The organism is Acetobacterium fimetarium (assembly GCF_014284475.1).
Taxonomy (GTDB): Bacteria; Bacillota; Clostridia; order Eubacteriales; family Eubacteriaceae; genus Acetobacterium; species Acetobacterium fimetarium.
Genome location: NZ_WJBC01000004.1, coordinates 1 through 24,232, shown reverse-complemented (window position 1 = coordinate 24,232; position 24,232 = coordinate 1). Strand labels below are relative to the sequence as shown.

Genomic DNA, 24,232 nt, shown 5'->3' with positions numbered 1-24,232 from the left:
GTAATTTATGAAAAAACAATTACACAGTGAAGTCATTCTCATTGTCGATTTTGGAGCACAGTATAATCAGCTCATCGCCAGGCGCGTTCGGGAAGCCAGAGTTTACTCAGAAGTGGTTCCCTACGATATCACCCCGGAAAGAATCCGGGAAAAGAATCCGAAAGGGATCATTTTTACCGGTGGACCATCCAGCGTTCATGAACCGGGGGCACCGAAATGCGATCCGGAAATCTATAATCTGGGTATCCCTATTTTGGGTATCTGTTATGGAGCACAGCTGATGGCGGAACAGTTAAAAGGCATCACCGACAGTGCCGACATCAGAGAGTACGGCAAAAAAGAAGTAACCATCCAGAAAGATTCGGTGCTGTTTAAGGGTATTCCGCAAAAATCAACCTGCTGGATGAGTCATACCAATTACATCAAAGAAATTCCGGATGGCTTTGTAACCACGGCGACCACTGAAACCTGTCCGACTGCTGCCATGGAATGTCCAGAACGAAAGCTCTATGCCGTGCAGTTCCATCCTGAAGTTGAACATACGCAATACGGGACAGCAGTACTGAACCATTTTGTCTATGATGTCTGTGGTTGCGAAGGGCTCTGGACCATGGAAAACTTCGCCCAGGAACAGATCGAAGCCATCAAAGAACAGGTGGGAGACGGCCGGGTGCTTTGTGCTCTCAGCGGTGGGGTGGATTCATCCGTTGCCGCAACCCTGGTACACAAAGCCATTGGCGATAAGCTGACCTGTATTTTTGTCGATCACGGTTTGCTGAGAAAAGACGAAGGGGATCAGGTTGAAGCCATCTTCAAAAATCGCTTTAACATGAACTTCATCCGTGTAAACTGTGAAGACCGCTTTCTGGGAAAATTGGCCGGGGTCAGTGATCCGGAGAAAAAAAGAAAAATCATCGGAGAAGAATTTATCCGGGTATTTGAAGAGGAATCCAGCAAGCTCAACGATATTGACTTCCTGCTGCAGGGAACCATCTATCCGGATGTCATTGAAAGCGGCACCAAAAACGCAGCCGTGATCAAGAGTCATCACAACGTCGGCGGCCTTCCGGATGATGTCAATTTTGAACTCATCGAACCGCTTAGAAACCTGTTCAAAGACGAAGTGCGCGCCGTCGGTGAAGAACTGGGTCTGGATCACGATCTGGTCTGGCGTCAGCCGTTCCCGGGACCGGGATTGGCCATTCGCGTGATTGGAGACGTGACCAAAGATAAACTGGATATCCTGAAAGAAGCGGATTTTGTCTTCCGTGATGAAATAGCCAAAGCCGGTCTGGATGAAGAGATCTGGCAGTATTTTGCCGTGCTTCCGGGAAACCGCAGCGTTGGCGTTATGGGTGACGAACGAACCTATGATTACACCATCGGCCTGCGAGCCGTTACCTCGGTTGACGGTATGACCTCGGACTGGGCTAGAATACCCTTCGATGTGTTGGAAAGCATCTCAAACCGGATTGTCAATGAGGTTAAACATGTGAATCGCATTGTTTACGACATTACGTCCAAGCCCCCTTCTACGATTGAGTGGGAATAGCTACTAAGAGCGTAAAATCCTTATTATAAAAGGATTTACGCTCTTTTTTTTGTTTTTTTGCAACCCATAAACTTATTTCGGTGTATTATTACCGTTATATTTTTGAATATCGGTGTAGCAAGAAACAGTTTTTTGGGTTTTTAATAATTGCAAAGTGGTTTTCTTCGAAATTGTAATTTGTCTTTTATGAATTGTTTATTGGGGAAATTCAGCGATTTAACAAAAAGTGGTAAATCCTTATTTTCTTTTGAGGCTTCTTCATAATTGAAAAATAATATGAATTGTTCAAGTGGAATCCAATAATCACCCATGCCATCAAACTGACATTCTAATACTAATTCTCTTTTATTTATTTTTCTTTCGGCTATGCTTGATATTATGGTAATGTCTTTATAAAAGCAATAATCAAACCCATCTGCTGTTGTCAAATTATTCAGTATTTGAAATATTTCTGACTGTTGTTTAAATTCTCTTTCTGAATGGGATATTTTAGCATTATCGCTGTTTAAAATCATGATACGGAAGACTCCGGAGAAGATATATAAGCCGGGTACATAGCCATCCTACAGACGCATGAAAAGAAACCAGTAATTACTGGATTTTCTTCTCGTGCGTCTTTTTTTATGCTGAGAATAAATCGACTTTCCTATTCCGACTGGTTTCGAGACCGGAAGGAATCAGAAATGGCAAATAAGAAAATCGATACAACAACTATGGGAGGCAGAATCCAGGCACTTCGCCTGTAGAAGGGTTGGTCACAGGAAGAGCTGGGCTTTCGGATTGGCGTGAACAACAAGTCCGTGATTTCTTTCTATGAGCATGATACAAGTGCAGTCAGCGTATCAGTACTTCAGGTTCTTGCCAAGGAACTTGGAACTTCCTTAGATTACCTGGTGAACGGATCAGAAGTAGAAGAGCAGGAAGAGGATCCGGATATCCTGCTGGCAATGCAGCTTCTGAAGAGCCTAAAGACAGAGATGGGTAAGAAAGCAGCGCTGGAGCATATTAAGCTGGTTGTGTTGATGGAGTGATCAGATATGTGATTATATGGGCTGGGATGTAGCATATGGGGATGCTATGATTGTTTCCAGGTTTTTTAGAAAGATGTTTCTTCGTGATGCTTTACTATGTGATTAACAAAACAAAGACAAATCAGAAACGGAGGAACAATAATATGGCAAAGAAATATTCTGTAAGGACCAACAATACTATTTTGGCTAAGATGGCCAATAACAAGCTGGATTATTATTTGCGAACACATAATGGCGATGAACTCTATCTTTTTACAAGAGAGTATTCAACGGATTGCTATGAAATGTGTATGTCCGGTGCACCAATTAACGCCGTGCTGTATGGCAGGAAGAAGGATACGGCATTCATGAACTTATCAAAGTATCTGAATTTCATGATGCCGTATTTTGTAGAGTATTATGAACTTGCTACTGCTTAATCAGCATAATTCATATAAGCTTTTTTGATAGAAGAACTAACATCGTCCACAATATTCTCTGGAGCGACTACCTGTACGTATCGACCTAAAAAGAGGATGTTGCGGACGATTTCTTCTTTTTGGAATCGATAATAATATATATTCATTATGAGGGTATCATTTCCCTTGTCGTAGCAAAATGTATCATAAGAAGAAAAAAGATATGCACATCGGTCATAAGCTTCTGCTTGATTTTGAATTTCAATTGTAACAGGACATTTTTCTTTTGTTTCCCGAAGCTGTTTCTTAAAATCATTTAGATATTCATCATAATTCTCTAGTGTTTCCCCGATTGAGATATCTGAAATATTGGATAAGTTCATTTTCACAGGTCTTTTGGTGTTCAAAGGAAAACATGATAAGGAGAATGAATCCAATTGAAGAGCATATTCTATCTTGTAGGGAACAATCTGCTGCGTATATATTTTCCCGCTAAAACTGTTATTTGTGACAGTTAACGTTCGATGCTGCTTGATAGCTGAAACTATCATTTTAAAGTTATTAACATATTCAGTCGAAAAATCCGATTTGGTATCAGCAGATAATGTTCGAATATCTATATAGTCAAATTTTATTGGATATCGGTTATTGTCAAAGTCATCCTCTAAAGCCGATACAAGTTTCTCTTTTGTGGTAGGACTGAGAAATAAATCTGATTTGCTATTTTGAAGTATGTAATATAACCATGCCTTTTCGGCTATTGTCGCTCTTATAGGTACATTTATCTGCCGGAGAGGCAGAAGAGAGTTCGACTGATCATTCTCGTATAAAATAGCTGCGTTTACATCACTGTTATCTGTGTATGCATTTGTGAGTGCCAAAACAAATTCCTCAAATGTGCTTTGAGAAGCCCCAGATAATTGTTCGCGAAGTTCATCCTCAGTCAATGTCAAAGACTCATCGTTTATGCAGCTATTAATGTAGTTGGTAATGAAGGTGAAATTTTTGTTTTTGTATTTATTAAATAGTTCCATATAATTTCAACGCCTCCTCCCAATCAGATTTCATTTTGTCATAAAGATTTGGGTTCATATGCTTATCCACGGTGGCAAAAGATCCGAAACTCTTTATCCAAGGAACCAGTTCCGATTCGCATTGAACAGTAGAAGTGTAGTCAACTTTATTCCCTCTTAGTTCAGTTATAGTACCGCAGTGACAAGTTGAACGTAATCTGCTTAAGTTCTTTTCATATACATCTGCAGGGAAGCAAAAATGAATCAAGACGGTGGAAGGGCTATCACTACGGGCAATATTCCACACGTTTTTCATATGGGCATGATATTGCTCATCATAGAGAACATGAATATCTTTGTACTCTTTTGCATTTGAAGCAAATTCGTATTTTTGGTTTGCGGTAACTGCTTTCGATGGTTTTATGTCAGAAATAGATGCAATTCGCTGGATGTTAAATCCTTTGAAATCGTAATCATATGCAAATAGATACTGTCTTCCATATTGCAAATCGATAACGACTTTTATTGGAAGAACGGTAAATGTTTTTGATTCGGTGCTCTTATTTCTGTAGCTATACTGTATGACATTTCTATTGTGAATTGCGTCCAAAATAGCCCAGGTAATATCATCATCGATAACGTTTTGCAGGCGATGGTTTTTATAGAAGAAGACAGGGTTTTCCTGCTTGTTGAAAAAAGCATCAGTTTCAGAGATAAAATTTGCCTGTGAGTATTCGGCTATCGTTGAAGAAAGGTAGAATCCTGGGACGGTAATTACAGAGCAATTATAAAAGTATTGAGTCATGAGCTGAATGTCTTGTAATTCATTTGCATCAAAATTCTGAAAGATATCATCAGCAAGACGGTATCTGTCTTTTTGGGTGCGAATAAGAATTCCAAGATCTGTTAATTCGTTTATGCGCGCACGGACTCTAGGCATGGTGAATATTAATTCACTTTGCTCATCATTGCAGAGTACTTGATTGCAGTTTTCAAGGAGTTCCTGATTTGCATCAAATACTAGCTGTATGGTGGTTATAAGCTCATTTAAGGTGAATTCATGATTAAAGGCCATACAATCATCAATCTCACCATATTCTGCATCATTTACATACTCATAAGGCAGCTGGCGAAACTCTGAGTCTGTAAATGCTTGCATGAGGCAAAAATAGAAAATGAAGTCTCCTATAACATAGGAACAATTCTGATACGTTTCTGCTAAATAGTTGACAGGACAGATAAAAGGGTCATACATGAAGCGATATTTCTTTCCTGATCCTTTTTCTGTGGATTTGTGTTTCTGAAGAAATTCGCCATCGATATAGTTTTCGATCCTCTGTTTGGTGTCATAAAAAGAACTAATGCTCTTGGCCAGCTTGTTTTTTACTAATTCTTCCTTACTGTAACTTCCATACATGTACAAGAAACGTAGAATATCACGGATATTGTCATAATGCTTTATATCATTTTGGAATGCATGAGTATTCTTTGTCTTCGCCATATCATCGCTCCTTGATTTTTGTAGGTTTTTTAGTACGGAGAAAAAAAGCCCCATGGTAAGATATCGTCATGAAGACGAAAGCCTATCCAAAAAAGGAGGTGGCTACTTTCTCTATAGGCTTCAGTATAAAGCAATATGCACAAAAATTCTAGCTAAACTTGATATTATTGCACTATTTTGCTAAAATATCAAGTAGTTGAATATAAAAATTTGTGTAAATTTAAAATCAATACATGAAAATATAATCATCTATCTTATGGAGGACAAAACGATGGAAAATGCAAATGAATTTGATGGATTTGTAATGCCTGAAGCAAGAATGTTGCCGGTTATTCTTCTGCTCGATGTGAGTGGTTCAATGTCATATGATGCAAAAATGGATGAACTGAATAGTTCTGTTCGTGAAATGCTGGATAGCTTTCGGAAGGAACAGATTGTTCAGGCTGATATCTGTGTATCAATTATTACTTTTGGCTCGGAAGTAAATGTCCATACTGAGTTAACACCTGCGCGAGACATTAATTACACAGACATGGTTGCAGGTGGAATGACGTATATGGGTCGTGCTTTGGATGTTGCATACGACATGATTGAAGACAAGACTAAGATTCCGAAGAATGCATATCGCCCAGTTGTAGTTCTCGTTTCAGATGGAGCTCCTAATGATGACCATTGGGAGAATAAGCTGAATAAGTTTACTTCGACTGGAAGGAGTTCTAAGTGCGATCGCTGGAGTTTAGCAATTGGTGCTGATGCCGATACTGGAATGCTTAAGAAGTTCCTGGATCATCCTGAAAAGGAAGTGTGCTATGTAGAGGATGCAGCTGATATTCATAAGTTCTTCCGCTTTATCTCTTCATGTACTGTTCAGAGAAGCCAGAGCAAGAATCCAAATCAGGTAGCACAGGATTTGTTTACTGCCGATATTCTGAATATTAATTTTGACGGATTAAGATAATCATATGAGATATGAAGGCATTGGATATTCTTCGGTTATGGGAGCACTTCACACAAAGAGCAGGCTCCCTAACCAGGATTCCTATTTGGTTAAAAAATTAAAATTTGGGACACTTCTAGTTGTTTCGGACGGAATGGGTTCTCATGCTCATGCTGAAGTTGGATCTAGGGCTGTGTGCAGGAGCGTTTCAAAAGCACTTCAGATATGGAATGAGAATAAGTGTGAAGACATACGCTTGTTGATTCCACTTTTGCATTCAATGTGGAATTTGGACATCTATCCGTTTGCAAAGAATGAATGCGGAGCAACCTGTTTATTTGCATTCGTAAGTGTAGAGGGGAAGGTTTTTCTAGGCCAGCTTGGGGATGGCAGCATTTATTTTGATTTTGGTAAGGGTACAGAAGTGCTGAAAGACAAAGATGATGATTTTGCCAACCTGACTACAGGGATAAACAATATTAGATCGTTTGAAGATTGGATACTGATGACAGTTGATGCCTTTGATAAACCGATTAAATTATGCCTCATGACAGATGGCGTGTCTGAAACTTTGATAGAAAATAAACGGTCAGCTTTTGTAGAACTAATATGGAAACGAATATCTGAAAAAGCAAATGTGATTGAGAGAAACAACCTAGTTTATCGGGTTTTAAATCAATGGAACCCAGTTAACTCTGGTGATGACAGAACCTTAATTAGCTATGAAAAGAGGTAGGCAGCACAAACATGGAAGAAAATAAATTACAGTTTGTTGTGGATGAAAATGGATATAAGCATTTCTTAGAGAAAGAAATTGGTAGAGGCGGACAGGGAATCACATGGCAGACCAAAGATCCTAATATTATTGTCAAAATGAAAGTTAATCCCAGTTCTGGTGAACCTGTGATCGATGACGACGAATATAAAAAGTTCAAAGAGGAATTAGATGAAGTAAGAATACTTAATATTCCAGAAAATATTCACATTGCGAGACCAGTGAGTTTGTTGCAGAGGCCATATTGCGGATACACGATGAGATTGCTGCGTGATATGAAGCCGATCAAGTATTGGATTCGACCTTTTGATGGAACAGATAAACCGGGTCTATTTTTTTATAAAACCGGCGGACTCAGACATAGATATGAGTTGCTTATGAATGCTGCGGAGATTTTTACGAAATTATATGCACATTCGGCAGTATATGCGGACATATCACCAGAGAATGTATTTGCATCAGGAACTTTGGATTCTAGCGAAGTTTGGCTCATCGATGCAGATAATATGAGGTATAAGTTTGATGTTAACCGTCAAATCCAAACACCAGGGTATGGTGCTCCGGAAATAATGAAAGGCGAGATGAATTCATTACAAACAGATGAATATTCATTTGCTATCTTAACTCATGAAATTTTAACTATGAATTCTCCTTTTAATGGAGAACTCCTCACAGATGGTGATGGTGGAGGCTGGGATGACGATGATACAGACTATGCTGATTTAGCTTCCAAAGGAGAGGTTCCGTGGATTTATGACGAGAATGATTCTTCTAACAGGTGCAAAACAGGAATTGTTCCGAAGTATACGTTTACTAAGGCAATAAGGTCCTTATTTGATGCTAACTTTAATGAGCAGGGTCGCCATAATCCATTGTTTAGACCAAAGATGAGAGATTGGTATGTTGCATTTCGCCAGGCTGCAAATCTCACTGCTAAATGTCAGTACTGTGGTAGCACATATTTGGTTCAGCTTGAGGATATCCAGAATTGCAAGTGTCCTTTCTGTAAATCGGGCAGAGAAAAGGATAGAGCTAGATTCTTTGCGGCTGTAATCACGGATTATTTTAACGTTGATAAGATTTTTTCTGATACTAATTCAGAGATTGATCAGTTCAATAAGGCTGGCGGATATGAAGTTGAACCTATTTCTATTGATCTGTTAAAAAGAAAAGACGTTGTTGGGTTAAAGATTATCGATAATATGGATGGCCATTATTATTTATATAACTACCATACAAGTGATACATCTTTTTCAGAGAAAATTGAGAAATCCATAGAGATCGAGATTGAAAAAGGGGAATACACCATCAAGAATCTGATGGATCGTTCTATAAGAATTAGTACATCAACATCAGACTATGGAGAAATACAACCCAATAGCAGTAAACGCTTAAACGACATCAATAATATCATTTTGACAATGTCGGTTCTTCGAGGAAATATGGAAGATTATCTTTCGAATGAGGAATTTACGACAGACGATATTATGCATCTGAGACAGAGAACAATACAGTTCGTATTGGTTTGATATAACGAGGTGATAGTTAATGGATCATTTTGATCTCAAACATTGTACGCAAGAAGATATAGTTGAATTTGAGATAATATCAAATCTCAGAGACGGAAAAAAACTGCATTTTAAGGATAATGAGCCTGTGAAATTGATTAGTGCGGGTGGTAGCTTCGCTATTGCAGCAACAGATGATTCGAGTAAAACTGCAATGGTAAAGCCTGTTAATTCACACTATCTAAGCATCATGGAAGGAATTATTGGTCGAGGTCGTGTTTACCTTGCGGCCGTTGTTAACCATGCCCAAAAATTGCTCCAGGTATCATTTAAACAGTATGCCGAAGAGAAAAATCTTAGCTATTCAATTCATATTTCTGAAGAGTTTTTCTCTTCGGTTCGAAAAAATATTAATCTCCAAAATGTGAATAATCCCAAAAAGGATATTGAAAATGGCACTTTATATTCTGTTGGTGGATATACATATGCAGTAGTAGGCACACACATTAGAGCAGATGAAAATCAGAAATTCAAACAGTTTATAATTGCTGGCAGCGACTTCTATATTCAAGTAGCCAAAGTAGAAGAAGCTTTAGGACAAGAATATTATGTTGCGGAAAAAGTGCTTAAGCGGATTAAAGCAGATGAGTATTGTTTTTTCTTGGCAAAGGGTGAACTGAAATATACCACAGAAAGAGAAAAAGTAGCACTTGAAACAAAAGCGGTAATGGAAAGTCTTTCTGATGATACCTACGTTCAGATTTGGAATGCATATGGAGAGATTGAGCGCCAATCAATTATGCATGATGCAAGAGAATCGGGGGCTCTTAAGTATACCTCTTTTGAAGCAAGTGGAAGAGAGTACAGATTTGATATTATCAGTAATAACAGAGCACGTCTCACAGAATTCGCAAAAAAGTTTGAGCGCGGCGATATTTTAGCGGCAAGCATTCAGAATCCTTTTGATATTCAGAGGGAAGATCAAGAATTTGAAGAGTATATATCAAAGCATAAAGATTATATTGCAAATGTTCGATTATCAGAAGACATTGTAACAGATCTTGGATATATGACATTTACGATTGATGATCAGCAAATCCGAAAACTAACTGTTGCTCAGCAGGGATATATCTTTGTATCGATTATGGGTGATAAAAAGCGCCTTAATCGTCGTGAAAATGCACGATTAAAAATTGAAAGCCACCAGTGTCCTATGCCACATTTAGCCGCAGTATTAGAAGGAAAGTCAGTTAGTTCTGCCAACAATGTAAAAAGGCACTTTCCGGCACTTAGTCCCTCAGTAAAAAAGGAGATATTTACCAAGAAAGGTCACTATCAGCCGCCAACAGAGAAACAGGAAATGGCTATCGCAATGGCATTAAACACGCCAGATATAGCGCTGATCCAAGGTCCTCCTGGTACAGGTAAAACGACAGTTATCACTGCGATTTTAAAAAGATTAAATGAGATTACTGATCCGACAGGCGGTATTTTCGGACGTAATCTTGTTACTGCTTTTCAGCATGATGCTGTCCAAAATGCTATAGATAGAATAGAAATACTGGGACTTCCGGCAATTAAATTCGGACACAAATACAACGAATCCGAACAGGATATCGTTGATATCAATGCATCGATTCAAGGATGGATTAACGATAGACTCTCTGATTTATATGTAAATCATAGCGATTTAGATAATAAAAAGTATCTAGTCGAGTTCAATAAGATATATCTGGATTATTTATATTCTGCTAATTCAATTGAACAGACCCTGGATCTTTTAGAACGAGCAAGGGATCTCGTTGATATATATGTGTCTTTGGAAATACTTGATGAATTATCCGAATCAATTGCGGAATTGCAGCTTATGACGGGTCGTTTAGATACACATACAACATCCGCGTTAGTGAGAGCAGTAAGAAGATTGCCAACCACTGAAGTAGCTTTTTCGGATAATGGTAAAATTGAATTGCAGCGAGTGATCTACCTGCTCGGTAAGCAAAGTAATAAAGAATTTGAAAAAGAATTAGCTGTTCTGCAAAGTATGCAGAGTACAGGCAAATATGACTTTGAGCAATTAAGAAAGATACGAAAAGAGCTGCTTGTAAAGGTGTTGCCGAAAGCAAATATCTTTACCGCACCAAGTAAAAAAGACGAGATTGTAAGATTGCTTGGAAAAATTTCAGATTACTTATTAAATCAGATTGAAGGCGGGAAAGATGGTGAGGATCTTGTAGTCATGCAATATATGCAGAGTTTAGAGGAAGATCCAATAGCAGTAAAACGTGCCATACTAAACTACTCTGCCGTAAATGGTGCTACAAACCAACAGGTTATGCGTAAAGAGATTAGTGATCTGAAAGACGGAGAGATTGTTTATGACAATGTACTTGTAGATGAAGCGGCTAGAAGTAATCCTTTGGATTTATTTATCCCTCTGTCCATTGCTAAAGATCGAATAATTCTTGTTGGTGATCATAGACAGTTACCACATATTATCGATGATCAAATTGTAAACAAATTGGAGGACAGTGCAGAGGCTGATGTTAGGGCTGATATTGAACAGAAAATTAAAAAAAGTATGTTTGCTCAGCTATTTACAAAGCTGAAAATGCTTGAGGCTCAGGATGGCATTAAGAGAACAATCACTCTCGACAAGCAATTTAGAATGCACCCTAAATTAGGTACATATATTGATACTAATTTCTACAGCAAGTATAGCGAGAGTGAGCATGTTGGCAATGGATTAGAAGATCCAACGCTATTTGCACATGAACTTTCAGGTATAGAGGGGAAAGCATGCGTTTGGTACGATTTACCTTATGATAGAAATAACAAAGGTGAAAAGGCTAAGAGTAAATATAGAGTCAAGGAAGCTGAGGCAATAGCATGTCACATCAAGACACTTATGCAATCGGATGAAGGAAAGAATTTCACTTATGGAATTATTACTTTTTATCGGGAACAGGTAAATGTGATTAACAAAGCACTGGCAGATCCAAACATACAGATACTGGTAAAAGATGATGCCGGGCATTATGAGCTTAATCCTGAGTATAAAAAGAATAACAGAGATGTAAGCGAGATTGTTCGAGTTGGAACTGTAGATTCTTTCCAGGGTATGGAATTTGATGTCGTATATCTTTCTATGGTTCGCTCTAACGATACAGAGGTGGATGTTAGTGTGGATTCACCGGAAACTAATAAACAATTGCAGCGAAAATATGGCTTCTTAATGTATGAGAATCGTCTTTGTGTTGCAATGAGTCGTCAAAAACGTGCGTTGATTTGTGTAGGAGATAGCGGAATGGTCAAAGGACCACAAGCTGTTAAGGGAGTTGCTCCGCTTGTTGAATACTACAAATTATGTAAAGAGGATGAATATGGAAAAATTATTTAATAATAGAACAGGAGTTATTTACCAAAATCCAATACTTCCTAGAAACTACAAAAGGATAAGAAGTCGCTGGCTTTTGATTCCGATGTGTGAATACAAAGTTTCTGTTCCATATCCTAAAGATAATGATTTGAACTTGTTTCAGATGACAATTTTAAAAATGCTGGTAAGCGGAAGTAAAGATGACGAATATCTAGCTAATGCATTATGTCTTAACACCGAATTAGTAGCTTTCATCGTGGATGAGCTAGAAAAGTATCAGCTTATTGATGATCGTCGACGTGTTACCAATGCAGGACTTCAGATTGTCCGTGGGGAATCGAACTCTTATGAGATTAGGACTGGGTACATATATTATAACTACGTAACTAAGACTTTTATGGATGCATTTGTTCCTGATGAAAAACATCAGGAAATTGAAACGGGATCCAGAAAAGAAGGAACGATTAGTTTTGATCTAGGAACCGTGGCAAATAGGAAATGGCGTAAAGGGATTGTTGTGGATGCTGATACTTCGATGACAATAGAACCTAGTGCATATGATGTCCTTGCTAGCTGCAAAAAGCATAATAAAAGAACACGAAATTTGGGTTTTGTAGAGGAAGAATCAGATGGAGTAACAACTATGGCTGAAGCGGAAGAACATAAAAATCAAAGCGATAAAAGGGATCTTCCTTGGGAAATCCAAAGTGTAAAATTGCTAGGAACCCAAAAGGATGTATACGTTGCAACATACATGTTCATGGCAGCTGATGATGTTCTCAATCGTAGCAAATTGCAGGTTTGCTATCCGTTTGGAGAAGGTATTTCAGCAAGCTTAATGGAGTCAATTATGAGAAAGGTATCAAAAAACAATTCTCTTAAGGATGCTGTTAAAGGATTGAAAGAAGAAGTATTTGGTATGTCCGATGACGATCTTGAAGCAGTAAAAAAAGGTCATGCCGCTTCAGAAGAAAAAATAGTAAATGTTCTCTCGGAAAGAATAAATGATTATCCTGCTGTGAGGGATGCACTCCTATCGGTTGAGTCCTCTTATTTACTGGTAAAAGAATTACTTGAAGTAAATAAAGGAAGTAATAGAGAAATAATAAAAAAGAATTTAGATGATTATATTGTCTATAACTACAACCTGTTGGCCAGCATTTTAGTATATACCGCCAAAGCGTATGACTACTATACAGATGCTGAACTGACCAGCCATGTAGCACAAAATGCGGTTATTATCTCTGAAATTGCAAAGAAGATTGGGTTTGTGGATCCTACCGGCAACACATTTGAAAGATTCTTTAATGTTAAAGCCAGAGCTGTGAGTGAAGCTGCAAATACAAGCCAACATCAGTTAAATGCTTTATTTGCTCATAATATTATTACAGCAGAACATTTTGCAGAGCATCCCTTCTATAAGCTTACTAAAGCAGTTCCGAAGATCATTTCTTATTTATCGATTTTGAGGAATTTAAGAAATGATAGTGTCCATCCGAATGATATCTATCGAGATTTTGAGTGGGTATCATCGTATCGCAAGAAGAATATGTATATTGCGTACCTATTGCTGGATGGACTTTTATTTAATAACGATGAAAGAGAATCAGAAGGTGATATTCAAGATCCCAAGAGTAAGGAGAAACTTGTTAAGGCGACAAGAGAAGCGGAACTTTCTTGTGAAAATACGTACTCCTTATATTTTCAGAGAAATACATATATTGCAAATCAGCTTAGGAATCTGCAATTCGAAATACTGTTAAAGGAAAATGAGTATCCAAAACGATCATCGGAGGTATTTGAAGCGATTTTTAAGCAGGTATTATCGCAAAGGTTATTACCGGATGCTATGATCAATGTTTTAGATTCCTCAAAGCCTGAAAAGCGTGATGAACTGTTGGCTGAGATGCGAGCATTCGGATTTGAGATAGAAGAAACACCGTTCTATTACAAGGATAAAGTTCTCAAAACATTTCGAGATTATACTAATGGAACTTTATTAACTCTGTTCTATGCCTGGTATTATTCAGAGACAAAGAGAAAAGATAACGTATTACACAAGTTGGCTCCAAGGAGTCCTGGGTTCATCAAACTAATGAGCGAAATACATAATAATCGAGGGCATGATGGAAAGATGGATTTTAATGATAAACGCCTTGATTATACGAAAAAGAATATCGATCAATCCATAAATAGCATGTTGGATCTTATGTTTGAAAACGGACTTTTGTAGGTTTTCTAGAATAGCATAAACAGAGGCAGTACTATTATTTGACCATAAGGAGGAACGCTAGATGGCGAAGAAGAAAAATAACCCGAATGTTAGTACAAAAAAGGATAACATCGAGAAGCTGAAAGAAAGAATGAAGGCTGCAAAGGTAAAATCAGCAGAGGTACAGTGGCAGGATCTTTTATCTACTATGTCGGAAGATGAAGCTAAACTTTTTGTAAGCCAGCTGGATATTATTGCAAAAGAAAACGAACTTGCAGAAAGAGAACGAACAGTAAAAGAAATTCAAGAAGGATTTACAGGAATTGAAAATGAACTTGATCGACGTGACGATGAGCAGAATGAAATTCAGGTCGGTCTTGACGATAGAGAATCTGCTGTACAATCCAGAGAATCTGCAGTAAGTGGTCGTGAAGGTGAGGCTGATAAGCGCGATACCGACTTAATGAATCGTGAAAGAGACATTATTAGTAGAGAAACCAATGCAGAAAATGAATTCGCTACACAAAATCGTGCGGCGTTGGATGCACTTCGTAAACGTAAGGAAGAACTCAACAAGGAGATTGCAGAATTAGAACAGAAAAAAATCGCAAGGGAAGATGACATTGATTCTCAGATTGAGACATTGAGAGCTGCAAGAATGTCAACCCTAGATGAAGAGATTGCACGTTTTGATAAGGAGCGTCGCGTTGCGGCTCAGGCTGAAGCTGATCAGATTGTTGCAACGGCAAAAGAGGTAGTGAAAACACAGAAAGCTAGCATTGATGCTGAAATGAAAGCGCTAAATGAAAAGGCATCAAAACTGGATTCACAGAAGCTTGAGCAGGAAAAGACTGCTACAGAGTTAGCTACTCGCGAAATGAATTTGCAATTTGGAGAAGATGAGTTAAAGACTGAAAAGGAGGGTATTCAGGATCAGATTACTGCAGAGGTTGATCGTAGATCCGGGGCTATTCAGTTCGAATTAACGCGCCTTAAAAAGGATAAAGAGCATCTCAAAAAAAGATTGGATGAGTGCGAGAAGCGCTTAGAAGCTTATCAGGATCAAGAACGCGAAGCTGATGGCATGACAATGTCAGAACTCCTCGAAAAACTTAGTTTTGCAAACGGGGAAATTGAACGTTTGGAAAGCGAATTAAACGCAAGACCGGACGAAGTACTTCATGCTGAATATAAGATTAAAGCTGAGAAGTATGATGAACTTGATACCAAATATATTAGGCTTTTAGAGGAACACTCGGATTTAGAAAGACAGCAGATGCAGTGGATGCTAACAACTAGCCAGCTGGAAACAGTACGAGAAAAGTGTCTTATTGCTGAAAAGAGACGTGAGGCATTGCAGGCTTCTATTGAGAAGTATGAACAGGAAGTTAATAGATTTAGAAGCCTCTATGAGCAGCCAAAGGAACTTAGTGGCCGCTTAGAGTCTATTGAAGCACCTTATTTCAAGAAAAGGGATATGGCAACTATCAGCATGTCCGAAACGGAATGGCTTGATAAAATCTGTAAAAACTGCGAAGAGGCAGGAATTAAGTTTAATCAGAGGTTGTTATATTCTTTCCATACAGCACTAAAGACGGCTGACTGGTCTCCTGTAACAGTGCTTGCAGGTGTAAGTGGAACTGGAAAATCGTTACTACCAGAATACTATTGCCGATTTGGAGGTATTTACTTTATGTCAATGGCTGTTCAGCCAGACTGGGATAGTCCACAGTCCTTGTTTGGATATTTTAACTCCGTTGACAACAGATTTAATCCGACAAACCTTTTAAAAGCAATGGTTCAGTTTTCAGAGATGGGAAGCATTAAGCACCTGGCTGAAAAATATGCTGCTGATCCAGCCATTGTAACAAGTCTTAGTAATCATATGTCTAAACTTGAAGGAGGAAAGTTAACTGATTCTCTTTACATTGTACTTCTTGATGAAATGAATCTTGCGCATGTTGAATTGTATTTCAGTGATATGCTGAGTAAGTTGGAGAGAAGAAGGAATAGTGATGATGAAATTGATGTTGAGATTGATTTAGGTGCCGGTATGCCAAAGTATCCGCTTGAATTGAACGATAACATTATGTGGGTTGGAACCATGAACGAGGATGAGACTACAAAATCACTTTCTGACAAGGTACTTGATCGTGGTAATCTTTTGAGCTTCCCTAGACCAAAAGAGTTCATTAGTCGTACAAAAACAACAACTATTGAGGCTGCATCCATGCTTCCAAAGTCAACTTGGCAGAGCTGGTTGGATGATAATGTGATTGAAGAAGAAAGATTTACCTCTAGGATTGAAAAGTACAAAAAGGGTCTTGAGACAGTTAACGAAGCGATGGAATTTGCAGGCAGAGCATTAGGCCATCGTGTATGGCAGTCAATAGAAAGTTATACGGCTAATCATCCGAAGGTTATCGCTGCTATCAAGGTGGATGACGGTAATTTTGATGCGGTTGTATGTGATATTGCGATGCAAGAGGCGTTCGAAGAGGCTCTAGTGCATAAAGTAATGCCTAAGCTTCGGGGAATTGAAACTGATGGAGAAACAAAGATCCAGTGCATTGACAAGATTGAGAATGTACTGTTTGGTCCTAATGGAAATGATGGGCTTGCACCAGGCCTTCAGGCAGATTTCGAACACGCTATCAAGAATGCATATGAAACTTTCATTTGGAGTAGTGCGAAGTATCTCGAAGTTGAGGAGTGATAATTTATGGCGCCAAAACTTGTTGATTTACGAAAAATAGAACAGCTTGCGGCAGATGAAGCGCCGTCAAGAGAGGGCACTTGGTGGATCATGCTTCAGACGGCAGAAAGTATTTGTAATTGTGCAAGTTTAAGGGATCCGGTGAATAATGCCTTCTTACAAGAATTTTGGTCAGATGCTATTACCGGTGTACAGGCGGTGCTGGATACAAACGCATCCAGACCGCTTCCTTATGATGACTTAATGCAAATCGTCTCTTATTGTGGAGATCAATTGCAATCCGTAATAAAGAACCCTAGGCATAATATTGTGAAAGTTGACAAAATGGTGATGCCATATAGGGTGAAAAATGCGGGACCAAAAACCATGAACTGGTTGGGTAAGCAGCCTGGGAAAACAATTAAGGAGAAACTGTCAGGAAAGAACAAAATGCTCAACCAGGTAAATGAATATAGTTACAATATTCGTGAAAATCAGATCGCTATGGTGCTTTATCGTCAGATAATGCGCCGGGTGGCAGATAGAGTTAACTATGGAATTAAAACTGGAGCATATGATGATACTCATAGCAACAGAATGCAGCAATTACAGTATATAAAGAAAAGCCTGAGAGAATCACCTTTAGCGGAGGTTTCTCCACAAAATCACAACCAGCCGAATAATGCTTTGTTATCTGATAAAAATTATTCTGTGATTTGGCGCGCATATCTTAATATGGCTAAGTATGATGCACGTCTAGAAGCAAAATGGAATGATGCACTTGCTTTATATGTGAGAGCGGTTTTCTTTTCAATAAATGCTGAATTGCTGTCCTATCAAGATGTTTATGTCGTTGAGAATCGAAATAGAATAAATGGCATGGGTGATTTGCAAGCATCTTATGTCATAGGATACCATTGGCAGATTCCATTCGTAGTAGAGGTGTCATATAGCGGAAATGGTATTGATATTACCATGTATGATGCTCCACTAAATGGTTCTGAAGCATATGATTCGGAACTAAGAATAACTCTGAATGCGAAGGGAAATCACGATTCTCAAGAGTTAGAATCCAAACGCGGTTTGCCGATAATTTGGACAGTTATAGAAGATTCAAAAATTGAAATATCTGAATTTGCGGATTTAGCTGGAATAAGAACTATAACAAGCTTTTTAATGAACAGATTATTTCCTTTTGCACAGGTTGATTCAGATAAGAGGGAACCTCTTTTTGATCATATTGAAGGCTCAATTGCATTTGATGTTGTAGCAAATGGTGATTATATCGGAGTTGAGGATGAAGAGAAACCTACGGTACCAATATGGGGATCGAGGTATGCTGTTTCATATCCTGATTCAGTAGGTGGATGTACCTTTTATCCAGGTGGTGACCGTGGAATACATTACAATTCTGAAGATTTAGTAACTATAAGCGACGCAGTAACTGATCAGAATAATGAAGGGTTGAAGATTGCCCTTGAAGAAATTCGAAATAAGGTAATTCTTGATAGAGATGATTATTTCTTTTATCTTGTGCCAGATGCTCTTGAAGAAATCCTTCAGAAGAGTCTTAAACAATGCGTGAAATCTCATTTTACAAGGACTTTCCCTGTTTGGAGAAGTGTGGCTGCATTAACATATTGGTTGGCTAATCCGGATTACTCCTTCGAAGAGGATAGTGTATTTGCATATGTGGATTTAGTCGGCGATACGGCAACAGCGGGAATGCTTACTATTCACTCAGAGAAGTTCGTAAAGGGATATGTATGTAATCATTTTCCTCCATTCCCCCAGGTTGATGAAGGAGACAGTATAACTGAGAATGCCTTTTGTCAGAGTTATGTAACGGCATATGCTGAAAAATATGGTTTTGATATACCTGAGACGGTGGTTTCTAGTCTTGTAAGATCTGGAAGCATTAAGTCGTTGATGTTACGAGACAGTTATGCTAATCAGTTTATAAATATTGCCGGAAGAACGTCTGTGTATCAAATTACCTATGATGAAGAACTCACCAGTGAATGCATGGATAAGTGGCTAATTGATATTCGTAGATTTTGGAAAAGAAATCATCAGCGATTTGATTCTACGAGAAAACCTAATCATGCCATTTTTTTGTCGGATATAATGATAAATCTTCTTTTTCAGCTTAAAAAAGAAGATGATCTAAGCTCAGTGTTTGATGAGGATGAGCAGGAAGGGTTGTTCATTTATCAAAGCTCTAGCGATTTGATACTAAAAGGAGCTTTGCTATACAAAGATCGACTCAATAAACATCTTTCTACATGGACAGAGTATTTGCCTCATCTAAGTCTTGAAGTAATAAGGGATGGTGACTATGCAGAACTGGAACTAATTGGGGATGATGTCTCATTTGATGTTATGGGAGACGACAATGAACACGTAGTAGAAGAGAAACTTGTTTTAAAAGCTAATGAGAAAGAATTTAGTTTCCCACTAATTAAGCAAGATATAAGCCGGAAATCGACCATGATTGATGCGTACATTTCAGACAAAAGTTTTCCGCTGGATCATGATGTAGTTGTTTCCTTAGCTGTAAAGTATAGGTATGGATTTGATAATAGTTATGAACTGACGTTGAGACCGGAAGACGAAAAAGAAGTAGCATTTAAGGAATTTATTGTCGAATGGTCAAATACAAATCGGAAGTCCAACGTTGTTAATATATGGCCTGCCGCAACAAATAAGCTGGAAGATAAAATAGTCTTGAAAGCAATAGTTGAAGCTAGAGATAGTTTTATTAGAATCCAAAGCAGCATCGAAAAGCATATGGTTAATTATGTTAGCTACAATGACAAGTCGTATCCGATTAAGAAAACGGATCAGTTTTTAAGCCGTAATACCTTTAAATTACGAAATGTTGTGCTAAGTGATTTGCTAGAAGCGCATGAGTTTATCGAGTGGTTTATTTCAACTCCGTTGTACCGATACGTTGGTCAGATTGCTGGTCTGTTTAAGCATCAAGATATTCCAGATAGCTTTTTTGACGATAATTATGGCAAACAAATGAGTTATTTCCAAGGGGATTGCCTTCAGGTAATGTTTTCTCTTGGAAAGTACACGCCAGAATCGATTCAGAAATATTTTGTTAATCAGTACGATTCTATTAATGAAAAATCTCGTATGAAGGCGATGATTGACATGCTTCTTCGTAACGGAAGTAATAAAGCGGCAATCTCAAAGGTAATTGATGAGATTAAGGAGGCACCAGATCAGGATACATATAGTGTAAGAATGTATGCGCTTGTACGTGAACTCGGTAGAATGTGCTGTTTTGATTCAGAACTGATCTATGACTTTTATGACACAGATCCAGCATTTATGCATTCCATGACTTACTACGTCATTAATGGAATTGAACGAATGCTGAATAAATGTGAGAGGTTCGGTGAAGAGTATAATCCGGATCGTAAAACCAAAAAGATGTATATTTCATACATGGTTGCTCTGTTGAGTTTGTTAAGGTTAAGAGATCCAGATAAGGCTAGTGGATTTCAACTGCTTGTTGTTGCAAGTGATGAGTCAAAGAAATTAGCAAGAGTAATACGTACATTGGATGACTATATGAGTAAAGAAAGGGCAATCAATCCGACACTTAGATTCAAATTGAATAAGCCTGAGTCTCTTTCAAAGATGAGTGATTTGTGTTATGCAATTGATTTGTATTTGAATGGAGATAAGCAGGCTGCATCAATTGAAGTGGTTGGAGTTGATGAGGATGATTAAGTAGATGTCAAGAGTTCTAAATGAAGCTATGACCCACAACGGAAGGTTTCATACAGATGATGTTTTTTCAGCTGCTTTACTGAAAATCTTAAATCCACAAATTAAAATTGAAAGGAAGAATGCAGTTCCGGAAGGTTATTCGGGATTGGTTTTTGACCTTGGAGAGGGGATTTTTGATCATCATGGTGAGAGAAGTAGCTTTCGGGATAATGGTGTTCAATATGCTTCATTTGGACTTCTTTGGAAAGAATATGGTCATACTCTCGTAAGTGAAAAAGAGGCCCTAATTTTTGACGAATCGTTCGTTCAGCCCTTGGATATTCAAGATAACAATGGCGGGAATAATCTTTTATGTAGGGCAATAACTCAAATGAATCCGAAGTGGGATGAAGAGATTGACTTTGATCAGTGTTTTTTCAAGGCTGTAGATATGGCAGCTATTATCTTAACAAACGAGATAAAGAGTATGAGAAGCACCGAACATGCGGAGGCTACGGTTTTATCCTGCCTAGAGAATCAGAAGAATGGCATTGTAGTAATACCTAAGGGCATGCCATGGAAATCAATACTTATTCCGTCTGATGCGCTGTATGTTGTTTTTCCATCTCCAAGAGGCGGATACAACGCTCAAGCGGTTCCAAAAGACGTATCAACGCAAGAGTGTAAACTATCATTCCCTCAAGAATGGAGAGGAAAAAGAGAAGAATTATCTGAAGTGACAGGAATTAATGGAATTACCTTTTGTCATTTGCACGGATATTTACTTGGTGCCGAGACTGAAGAAGCAGCGATTGAGGCTTGCAAATTATCGATTCAAAAAGGAGGCGATTAGAGTTGGATTTTGAGCACATGTTAAATGATGATATGATGGTTGCTGTAGAAAAAATAGAAACTGGACAAACAAAACATATTGAAATGACAGCTGAAGAACTCGAAACCATTATTCGACAGGCTGTAAGAGAAGAAATAAATCAAACTGTTAATGATGCAATAGGAAGGTTAGAAAAGAAGCTTACAAGTGCTGTTAAGAATCATGCCAATCAACAAGAAACATCTTCAACTGTTAGCGTTCAAAGAAAGCAAGAGAAAATATCTGTTGATGCTCGTCGCCTAGCAAATAGCTATGATAGCATGCAGTGTGGTGGCTGGGTATACTATCCAAATGAACAGGAAGGTAAGCATCTTTTGGAAAGTTAAAAATGACGGATCGGAGAACTAGGAATTGTATCCCAAAACCATTTCGTCCGTAAAGAAGGTTGAGGATGGATTTGTATTCTTTGATGATGCTCAGTTTAATGAATGTAAGATTTCAGTGAATGGTGGAGAGGTATCGATATAATCAAGATTTTAGGATGGTGATAACAAGTGATTACGTATTCAACACAGTTTCCAGTTAATGACAAGCTAGACAAAAAGACATTTGTAGAATATGTCATTAGGTGGAATCAAGGAAGTAAATATGACAAGTTAGATAACTTGGAGTGGGATGAAGAATCATTCTCTGTCACGTGGGAGGATTCGGTTAAAAAGCTGATCATTGAAGAACTTGAGCAGAAAGGGATAATTGCATCGCGCTTTCAAAAGGAAGATAATCATGGTCTTTGGAAGACGGATTTTATCCTTAATTATGGTGAGTACATTACGATTCGAGTGGAATTGGAGACAACTGAATCCACCACGGATTTTTATCCTTCATATTACCCACCGTTTTTTGTGAAACAAATCATTTATTGGGGATTTGCAGCAGAGGATGGCTCCTTGCCGGTTGGAAGTCAAGGACTATCCTTGGATACATATGATAAATATATTAGAGATATTTTGGAAGGCAAGGAAAATCTTTGGCTTCCTATTGTCTTTGTATCAAAGAAGTCAGATGGCGATTATCCAGTTAATATTTCTGATCTTGCATTCAAACTGCAAGGAGTAGCACATACCATATATGAGGATAAGAATGTTGGTATTACTCAATATGCGGAGAGATTGGACTGCAACGGTGCAAGAGGATCCGTTATCATCGTATACCCTAATAAATATATGAAGAGAAAGGTGATAAATCCATTTGGGGCAAATAGTGAAAACCCGGATAAAGTTTTGAGCCTTATAACGAATGCCGTATATGAATACTCAAACCAAGTGATGCGGCTTGACACTGATACTTGGGATGGCATGATGAATGCAAAACTGCACTTTCAAAACAGTGACCTGCTATCAGGCAGATCAATTCTTGAGGAGGAAAATACTGAGCTGTACGAAGTATTTGAAGAGCAGTTACATAAAACAGAAGAAGCCAATAAGAATTTAAATTTGGAGATTCAGAGACTCACTGTTGAAAACCAGGCACTACGTATGAGGCTGGCATCCAAAGATCAAAAACCATTGCTTTATATGGGCGAAGAGATCGATTTCTATGAGGGCGAAATTCGTGAGATCATTTTGGAAATCCTTGAAACATGCCTAAGGAATACACCTAAGGGGACGAGGAGAGATCATATTGTTACGGATCTGCTTGAGAACAATATATATGATCATATTCCAGCAAAGCGTAGAGAACAGATAAAGGTAGCTTTAAAAGGATATAAAACTCTTGGTGGATCGCTCAAGAGTTTATTGGGGAGCATGGGGTTCATCATTACTGATGATGGAAAGCACTATAAGTGGACCTATTTTGGAGATCATCGATATTCGGCAACCGTAGCAAAAACAAGCAGCGACCATAGGGCGGGCATGAATATGGCATCGCTGATTGATAATCTAATGCTATAACGAAATAGATGTGAAAAACACTGAGAAGACGAGCATTTACGGCATGTTTTCTTTTTTTTGTAGGTTTTTTGAAAAAACGTGATTTGGAAAAAAGATATAGTTACATCATCAGATGAAACAACGCCGGATTGAAAGGAGCCGACAAAGAAAAAGCATTTAAGACAATCAAAAAGATAACAATAACAAATCACATTCTTTTATGGAGGAATTTTAAGATGGATCAGATTATTAAGAAGGTTGCAGCATTAGGAGTACCTGGACTTGTATTTATGGTTGCTATTGACCTTACTGGATTAGCTGGTGCAGCAGCACTTACTACTGCTCTTGCAGCATTAGGTCCAGGTGGAATTGTTGGCGGTGTCATGACACTTTGTGTTTTAGGCGTTATTGCCGATGGCATTGCAGAATATGAATTTGACGAAATTGCAAAGGACGTCATTAGGGAGCTCTATTGCAAGGGTGAGTCAAAGGAATCCATTAAGGTAAAGGTAAGCAAATACCCGATTTCATCAAAGATGAAGAACAATCTTTATGAAGTGGCTGACAAGTTTGCCTAACTGACATGGTTGACGGGGGGGCCACTCAACTTGAGTGTGTTTTTGACCAACTAAATTGACCTAAAAATGATTGACTTGAATGTCTGGGAGTTGCTCTGTATAATGACATTAACCTAGAGAAAGAGAAAGGCCCCAGAGAACCCCTCCTGCAAGATCGTGTCCTC

16 protein-coding genes and 1 pseudogene are annotated in these 24,232 nt (G+C 38.4%); 14 read left to right on the top strand and 3 right to left on the bottom strand.

The window, feature by feature from the left end:
* Positions 1-7 precede the first annotated feature (7 nt).
* Positions 8-1,552, top strand: a complete 1,545-nt coding sequence (gene guaA, locus GH808_RS03825) for a glutamine-hydrolyzing GMP synthase (protein ID WP_186841477.1) — start codon at positions 8-10, stop codon at positions 1,550-1,552.
* 140 nt (positions 1,553-1,692) lie between these two features.
* Here the strand turns inward: guaA and GH808_RS03820 are convergent, their stop codons facing one another.
* Positions 1,693-2,067, bottom strand: a complete 375-nt coding sequence (locus GH808_RS03820; RefSeq protein ID WP_186841476.1) for a hypothetical protein — start codon at positions 2,065-2,067, stop codon at positions 1,693-1,695.
* Positions 2,068-2,310: 243 nt separating this feature from the next.
* Between GH808_RS03820 and GH808_RS03815 the strand changes: the two are divergent.
* Together GH808_RS03815 and GH808_RS03810 are read left to right on the top strand one after the other, a co-directional pair.
* A pseudogene (locus GH808_RS03815) lies at positions 2,311-2,583 on the top strand (helix-turn-helix domain-containing protein); the annotation flags it as partial.
* A 143-nt stretch (positions 2,584-2,726) separates the two neighbouring features.
* Positions 2,727-3,002, top strand: a complete 276-nt coding sequence (locus tag GH808_RS03810; protein WP_186841475.1) for a hypothetical protein — start codon at positions 2,727-2,729, stop codon at positions 3,000-3,002.
* Here GH808_RS03810 and GH808_RS03805 read toward each other — a convergent pair.
* The gene (locus tag GH808_RS03805) at positions 2,999-4,015 is read right to left on the bottom strand and encodes a WYL domain-containing protein (protein ID WP_186841474.1); all 1,017 of its coding nucleotides are present in this window, start codon (positions 4,013-4,015) and stop codon (positions 2,999-3,001) included. The genes GH808_RS03810 and GH808_RS03805 overlap by 4 nt on opposite strands.
* Positions 4,002-5,495, bottom strand: coding sequence for a helix-turn-helix transcriptional regulator (locus GH808_RS03800; protein WP_186841473.1), 1,494 nt, complete (start codon positions 5,493-5,495; stop codon positions 4,002-4,004). Before GH808_RS03800 ends, GH808_RS03805 begins: the two co-directional genes overlap by 14 nt.
* Positions 5,496-5,766: 271 nt before the next feature.
* Between GH808_RS03800 and GH808_RS03795 the strand changes: the two genes are divergently transcribed.
* From GH808_RS03795 to GH808_RS03745, 11 genes are all read left to right on the top strand, one after another.
* Entirely contained in the window at positions 5,767-6,453 is a 687-nt protein-coding gene (locus GH808_RS03795; RefSeq protein ID WP_186841472.1) for a vWA domain-containing protein, read from the top strand.
* A gap of 4 nt (positions 6,454-6,457) precedes the next feature.
* Positions 6,458-7,168: a PP2C family serine/threonine-protein phosphatase gene (locus GH808_RS03790; protein ID WP_186841471.1), complete on the top strand. Its 711-nt coding sequence runs from the start codon at positions 6,458-6,460 to the stop codon at positions 7,166-7,168.
* Between the two features lie 11 nt (positions 7,169-7,179).
* Positions 7,180-8,736: a protein kinase domain-containing protein gene (locus GH808_RS03785; RefSeq protein ID WP_186841470.1), complete on the top strand. Its 1,557-nt coding sequence runs from the start codon at positions 7,180-7,182 to the stop codon at positions 8,734-8,736.
* Positions 8,737-8,755: 19 nt separating this feature from the next.
* The gene (locus GH808_RS03780) at positions 8,756-12,115 is read left to right on the top strand and encodes a DEAD/DEAH box helicase (protein ID WP_186841469.1); all 3,360 of its coding nucleotides are present in this window, start codon (positions 8,756-8,758) and stop codon (positions 12,113-12,115) included.
* On the top strand, positions 12,099-14,327 hold the full coding sequence (locus tag GH808_RS03775) for a hypothetical protein (protein WP_186841468.1): 2,229 nt from the start codon (positions 12,099-12,101) through the stop codon (positions 14,325-14,327). The genes GH808_RS03780 and GH808_RS03775 overlap by 17 nt, the downstream gene beginning before the upstream one ends.
* Positions 14,328-14,388: 61 nt before the next feature.
* Complete coding sequence (locus GH808_RS03770; protein WP_186841467.1) at positions 14,389-17,022, top strand: hypothetical protein; 2,634 nt, start codon at positions 14,389-14,391, stop codon at positions 17,020-17,022.
* 6 nt (positions 17,023-17,028) lie between these two features.
* On the top strand, positions 17,029-20,748 hold the full coding sequence (locus tag GH808_RS03765) for a hypothetical protein (RefSeq protein WP_186841466.1): 3,720 nt from the start codon (positions 17,029-17,031) through the stop codon (positions 20,746-20,748).
* A gap of 4 nt (positions 20,749-20,752) precedes the next feature.
* Positions 20,753-21,580 (top strand): MYG1 family protein, encoded by an 828-nt coding sequence (locus tag GH808_RS03760; protein WP_186841465.1) that lies wholly within the window; start codon positions 20,753-20,755, stop codon positions 21,578-21,580.
* 2 nt (positions 21,581-21,582) lie between these two features.
* Complete coding sequence (locus tag GH808_RS03755; RefSeq protein WP_186841464.1) at positions 21,583-21,945, top strand: hypothetical protein; 363 nt, start codon at positions 21,583-21,585, stop codon at positions 21,943-21,945.
* Between the two features lie 168 nt (positions 21,946-22,113).
* Complete coding sequence (locus tag GH808_RS03750; protein ID WP_186841463.1) at positions 22,114-23,511, top strand: hypothetical protein; 1,398 nt, start codon at positions 22,114-22,116, stop codon at positions 23,509-23,511.
* Between the two features lie 215 nt (positions 23,512-23,726).
* Positions 23,727-24,068, top strand: a complete 342-nt coding sequence (locus GH808_RS03745) for a hypothetical protein (protein ID WP_186841462.1) — start codon at positions 23,727-23,729, stop codon at positions 24,066-24,068.
* The last annotated feature ends 164 nt before the right edge of the window (positions 24,069-24,232 follow it).

What these genes read in the sequence shown, in the direction of transcription:
- guaA (WP_186841477.1), top strand. Translation starts at nt 8, where the DNA reads ATGAAAAAACAATTACACAGTGAAGTCATTCTCATTGTCGATTTTGGA.
- GH808_RS03760 (WP_186841465.1), top strand. Translation starts at nt 20,753, where the DNA reads ATGTCAAGAGTTCTAAATGAAGCTATGACCCACAACGGAAGGTTTCAT.
- GH808_RS03795 (WP_186841472.1), top strand. Translation starts at nt 5,767, where the DNA reads ATGGAAAATGCAAATGAATTTGATGGATTTGTAATGCCTGAAGCAAGA.
- GH808_RS03765 (WP_186841466.1), top strand. Translation starts at nt 17,029, where the DNA reads ATGGCGCCAAAACTTGTTGATTTACGAAAAATAGAACAGCTTGCGGCA.
- GH808_RS03780 (WP_186841469.1), top strand. Translation starts at nt 8,756, where the DNA reads ATGGATCATTTTGATCTCAAACATTGTACGCAAGAAGATATAGTTGAA.
- GH808_RS03805 (WP_186841474.1), bottom strand. Translation starts at nt 4,015, where the DNA reads ATGGAACTATTTAATAAATACAAAAACAAAAATTTCACCTTCATTACC.
- GH808_RS03790 (WP_186841471.1), top strand. Translation starts at nt 6,458, where the DNA reads ATGAGATATGAAGGCATTGGATATTCTTCGGTTATGGGAGCACTTCAC.
- GH808_RS03810 (WP_186841475.1), top strand. Translation starts at nt 2,727, where the DNA reads ATGGCAAAGAAATATTCTGTAAGGACCAACAATACTATTTTGGCTAAG.
- GH808_RS03745 (WP_186841462.1), top strand. Translation starts at nt 23,727, where the DNA reads ATGGATCAGATTATTAAGAAGGTTGCAGCATTAGGAGTACCTGGACTT.
- GH808_RS03820 (WP_186841476.1), bottom strand. Translation starts at nt 2,067, where the DNA reads ATGATTTTAAACAGCGATAATGCTAAAATATCCCATTCAGAAAGAGAA.
- GH808_RS03770 (WP_186841467.1), top strand. Translation starts at nt 14,389, where the DNA reads ATGGCGAAGAAGAAAAATAACCCGAATGTTAGTACAAAAAAGGATAAC.
- GH808_RS03775 (WP_186841468.1), top strand. Translation starts at nt 12,099, where the DNA reads ATGGAAAAATTATTTAATAATAGAACAGGAGTTATTTACCAAAATCCA.
- GH808_RS03800 (WP_186841473.1), bottom strand. Translation starts at nt 5,495, where the DNA reads ATGGCGAAGACAAAGAATACTCATGCATTCCAAAATGATATAAAGCAT.
- GH808_RS03785 (WP_186841470.1), top strand. Translation starts at nt 7,180, where the DNA reads ATGGAAGAAAATAAATTACAGTTTGTTGTGGATGAAAATGGATATAAG.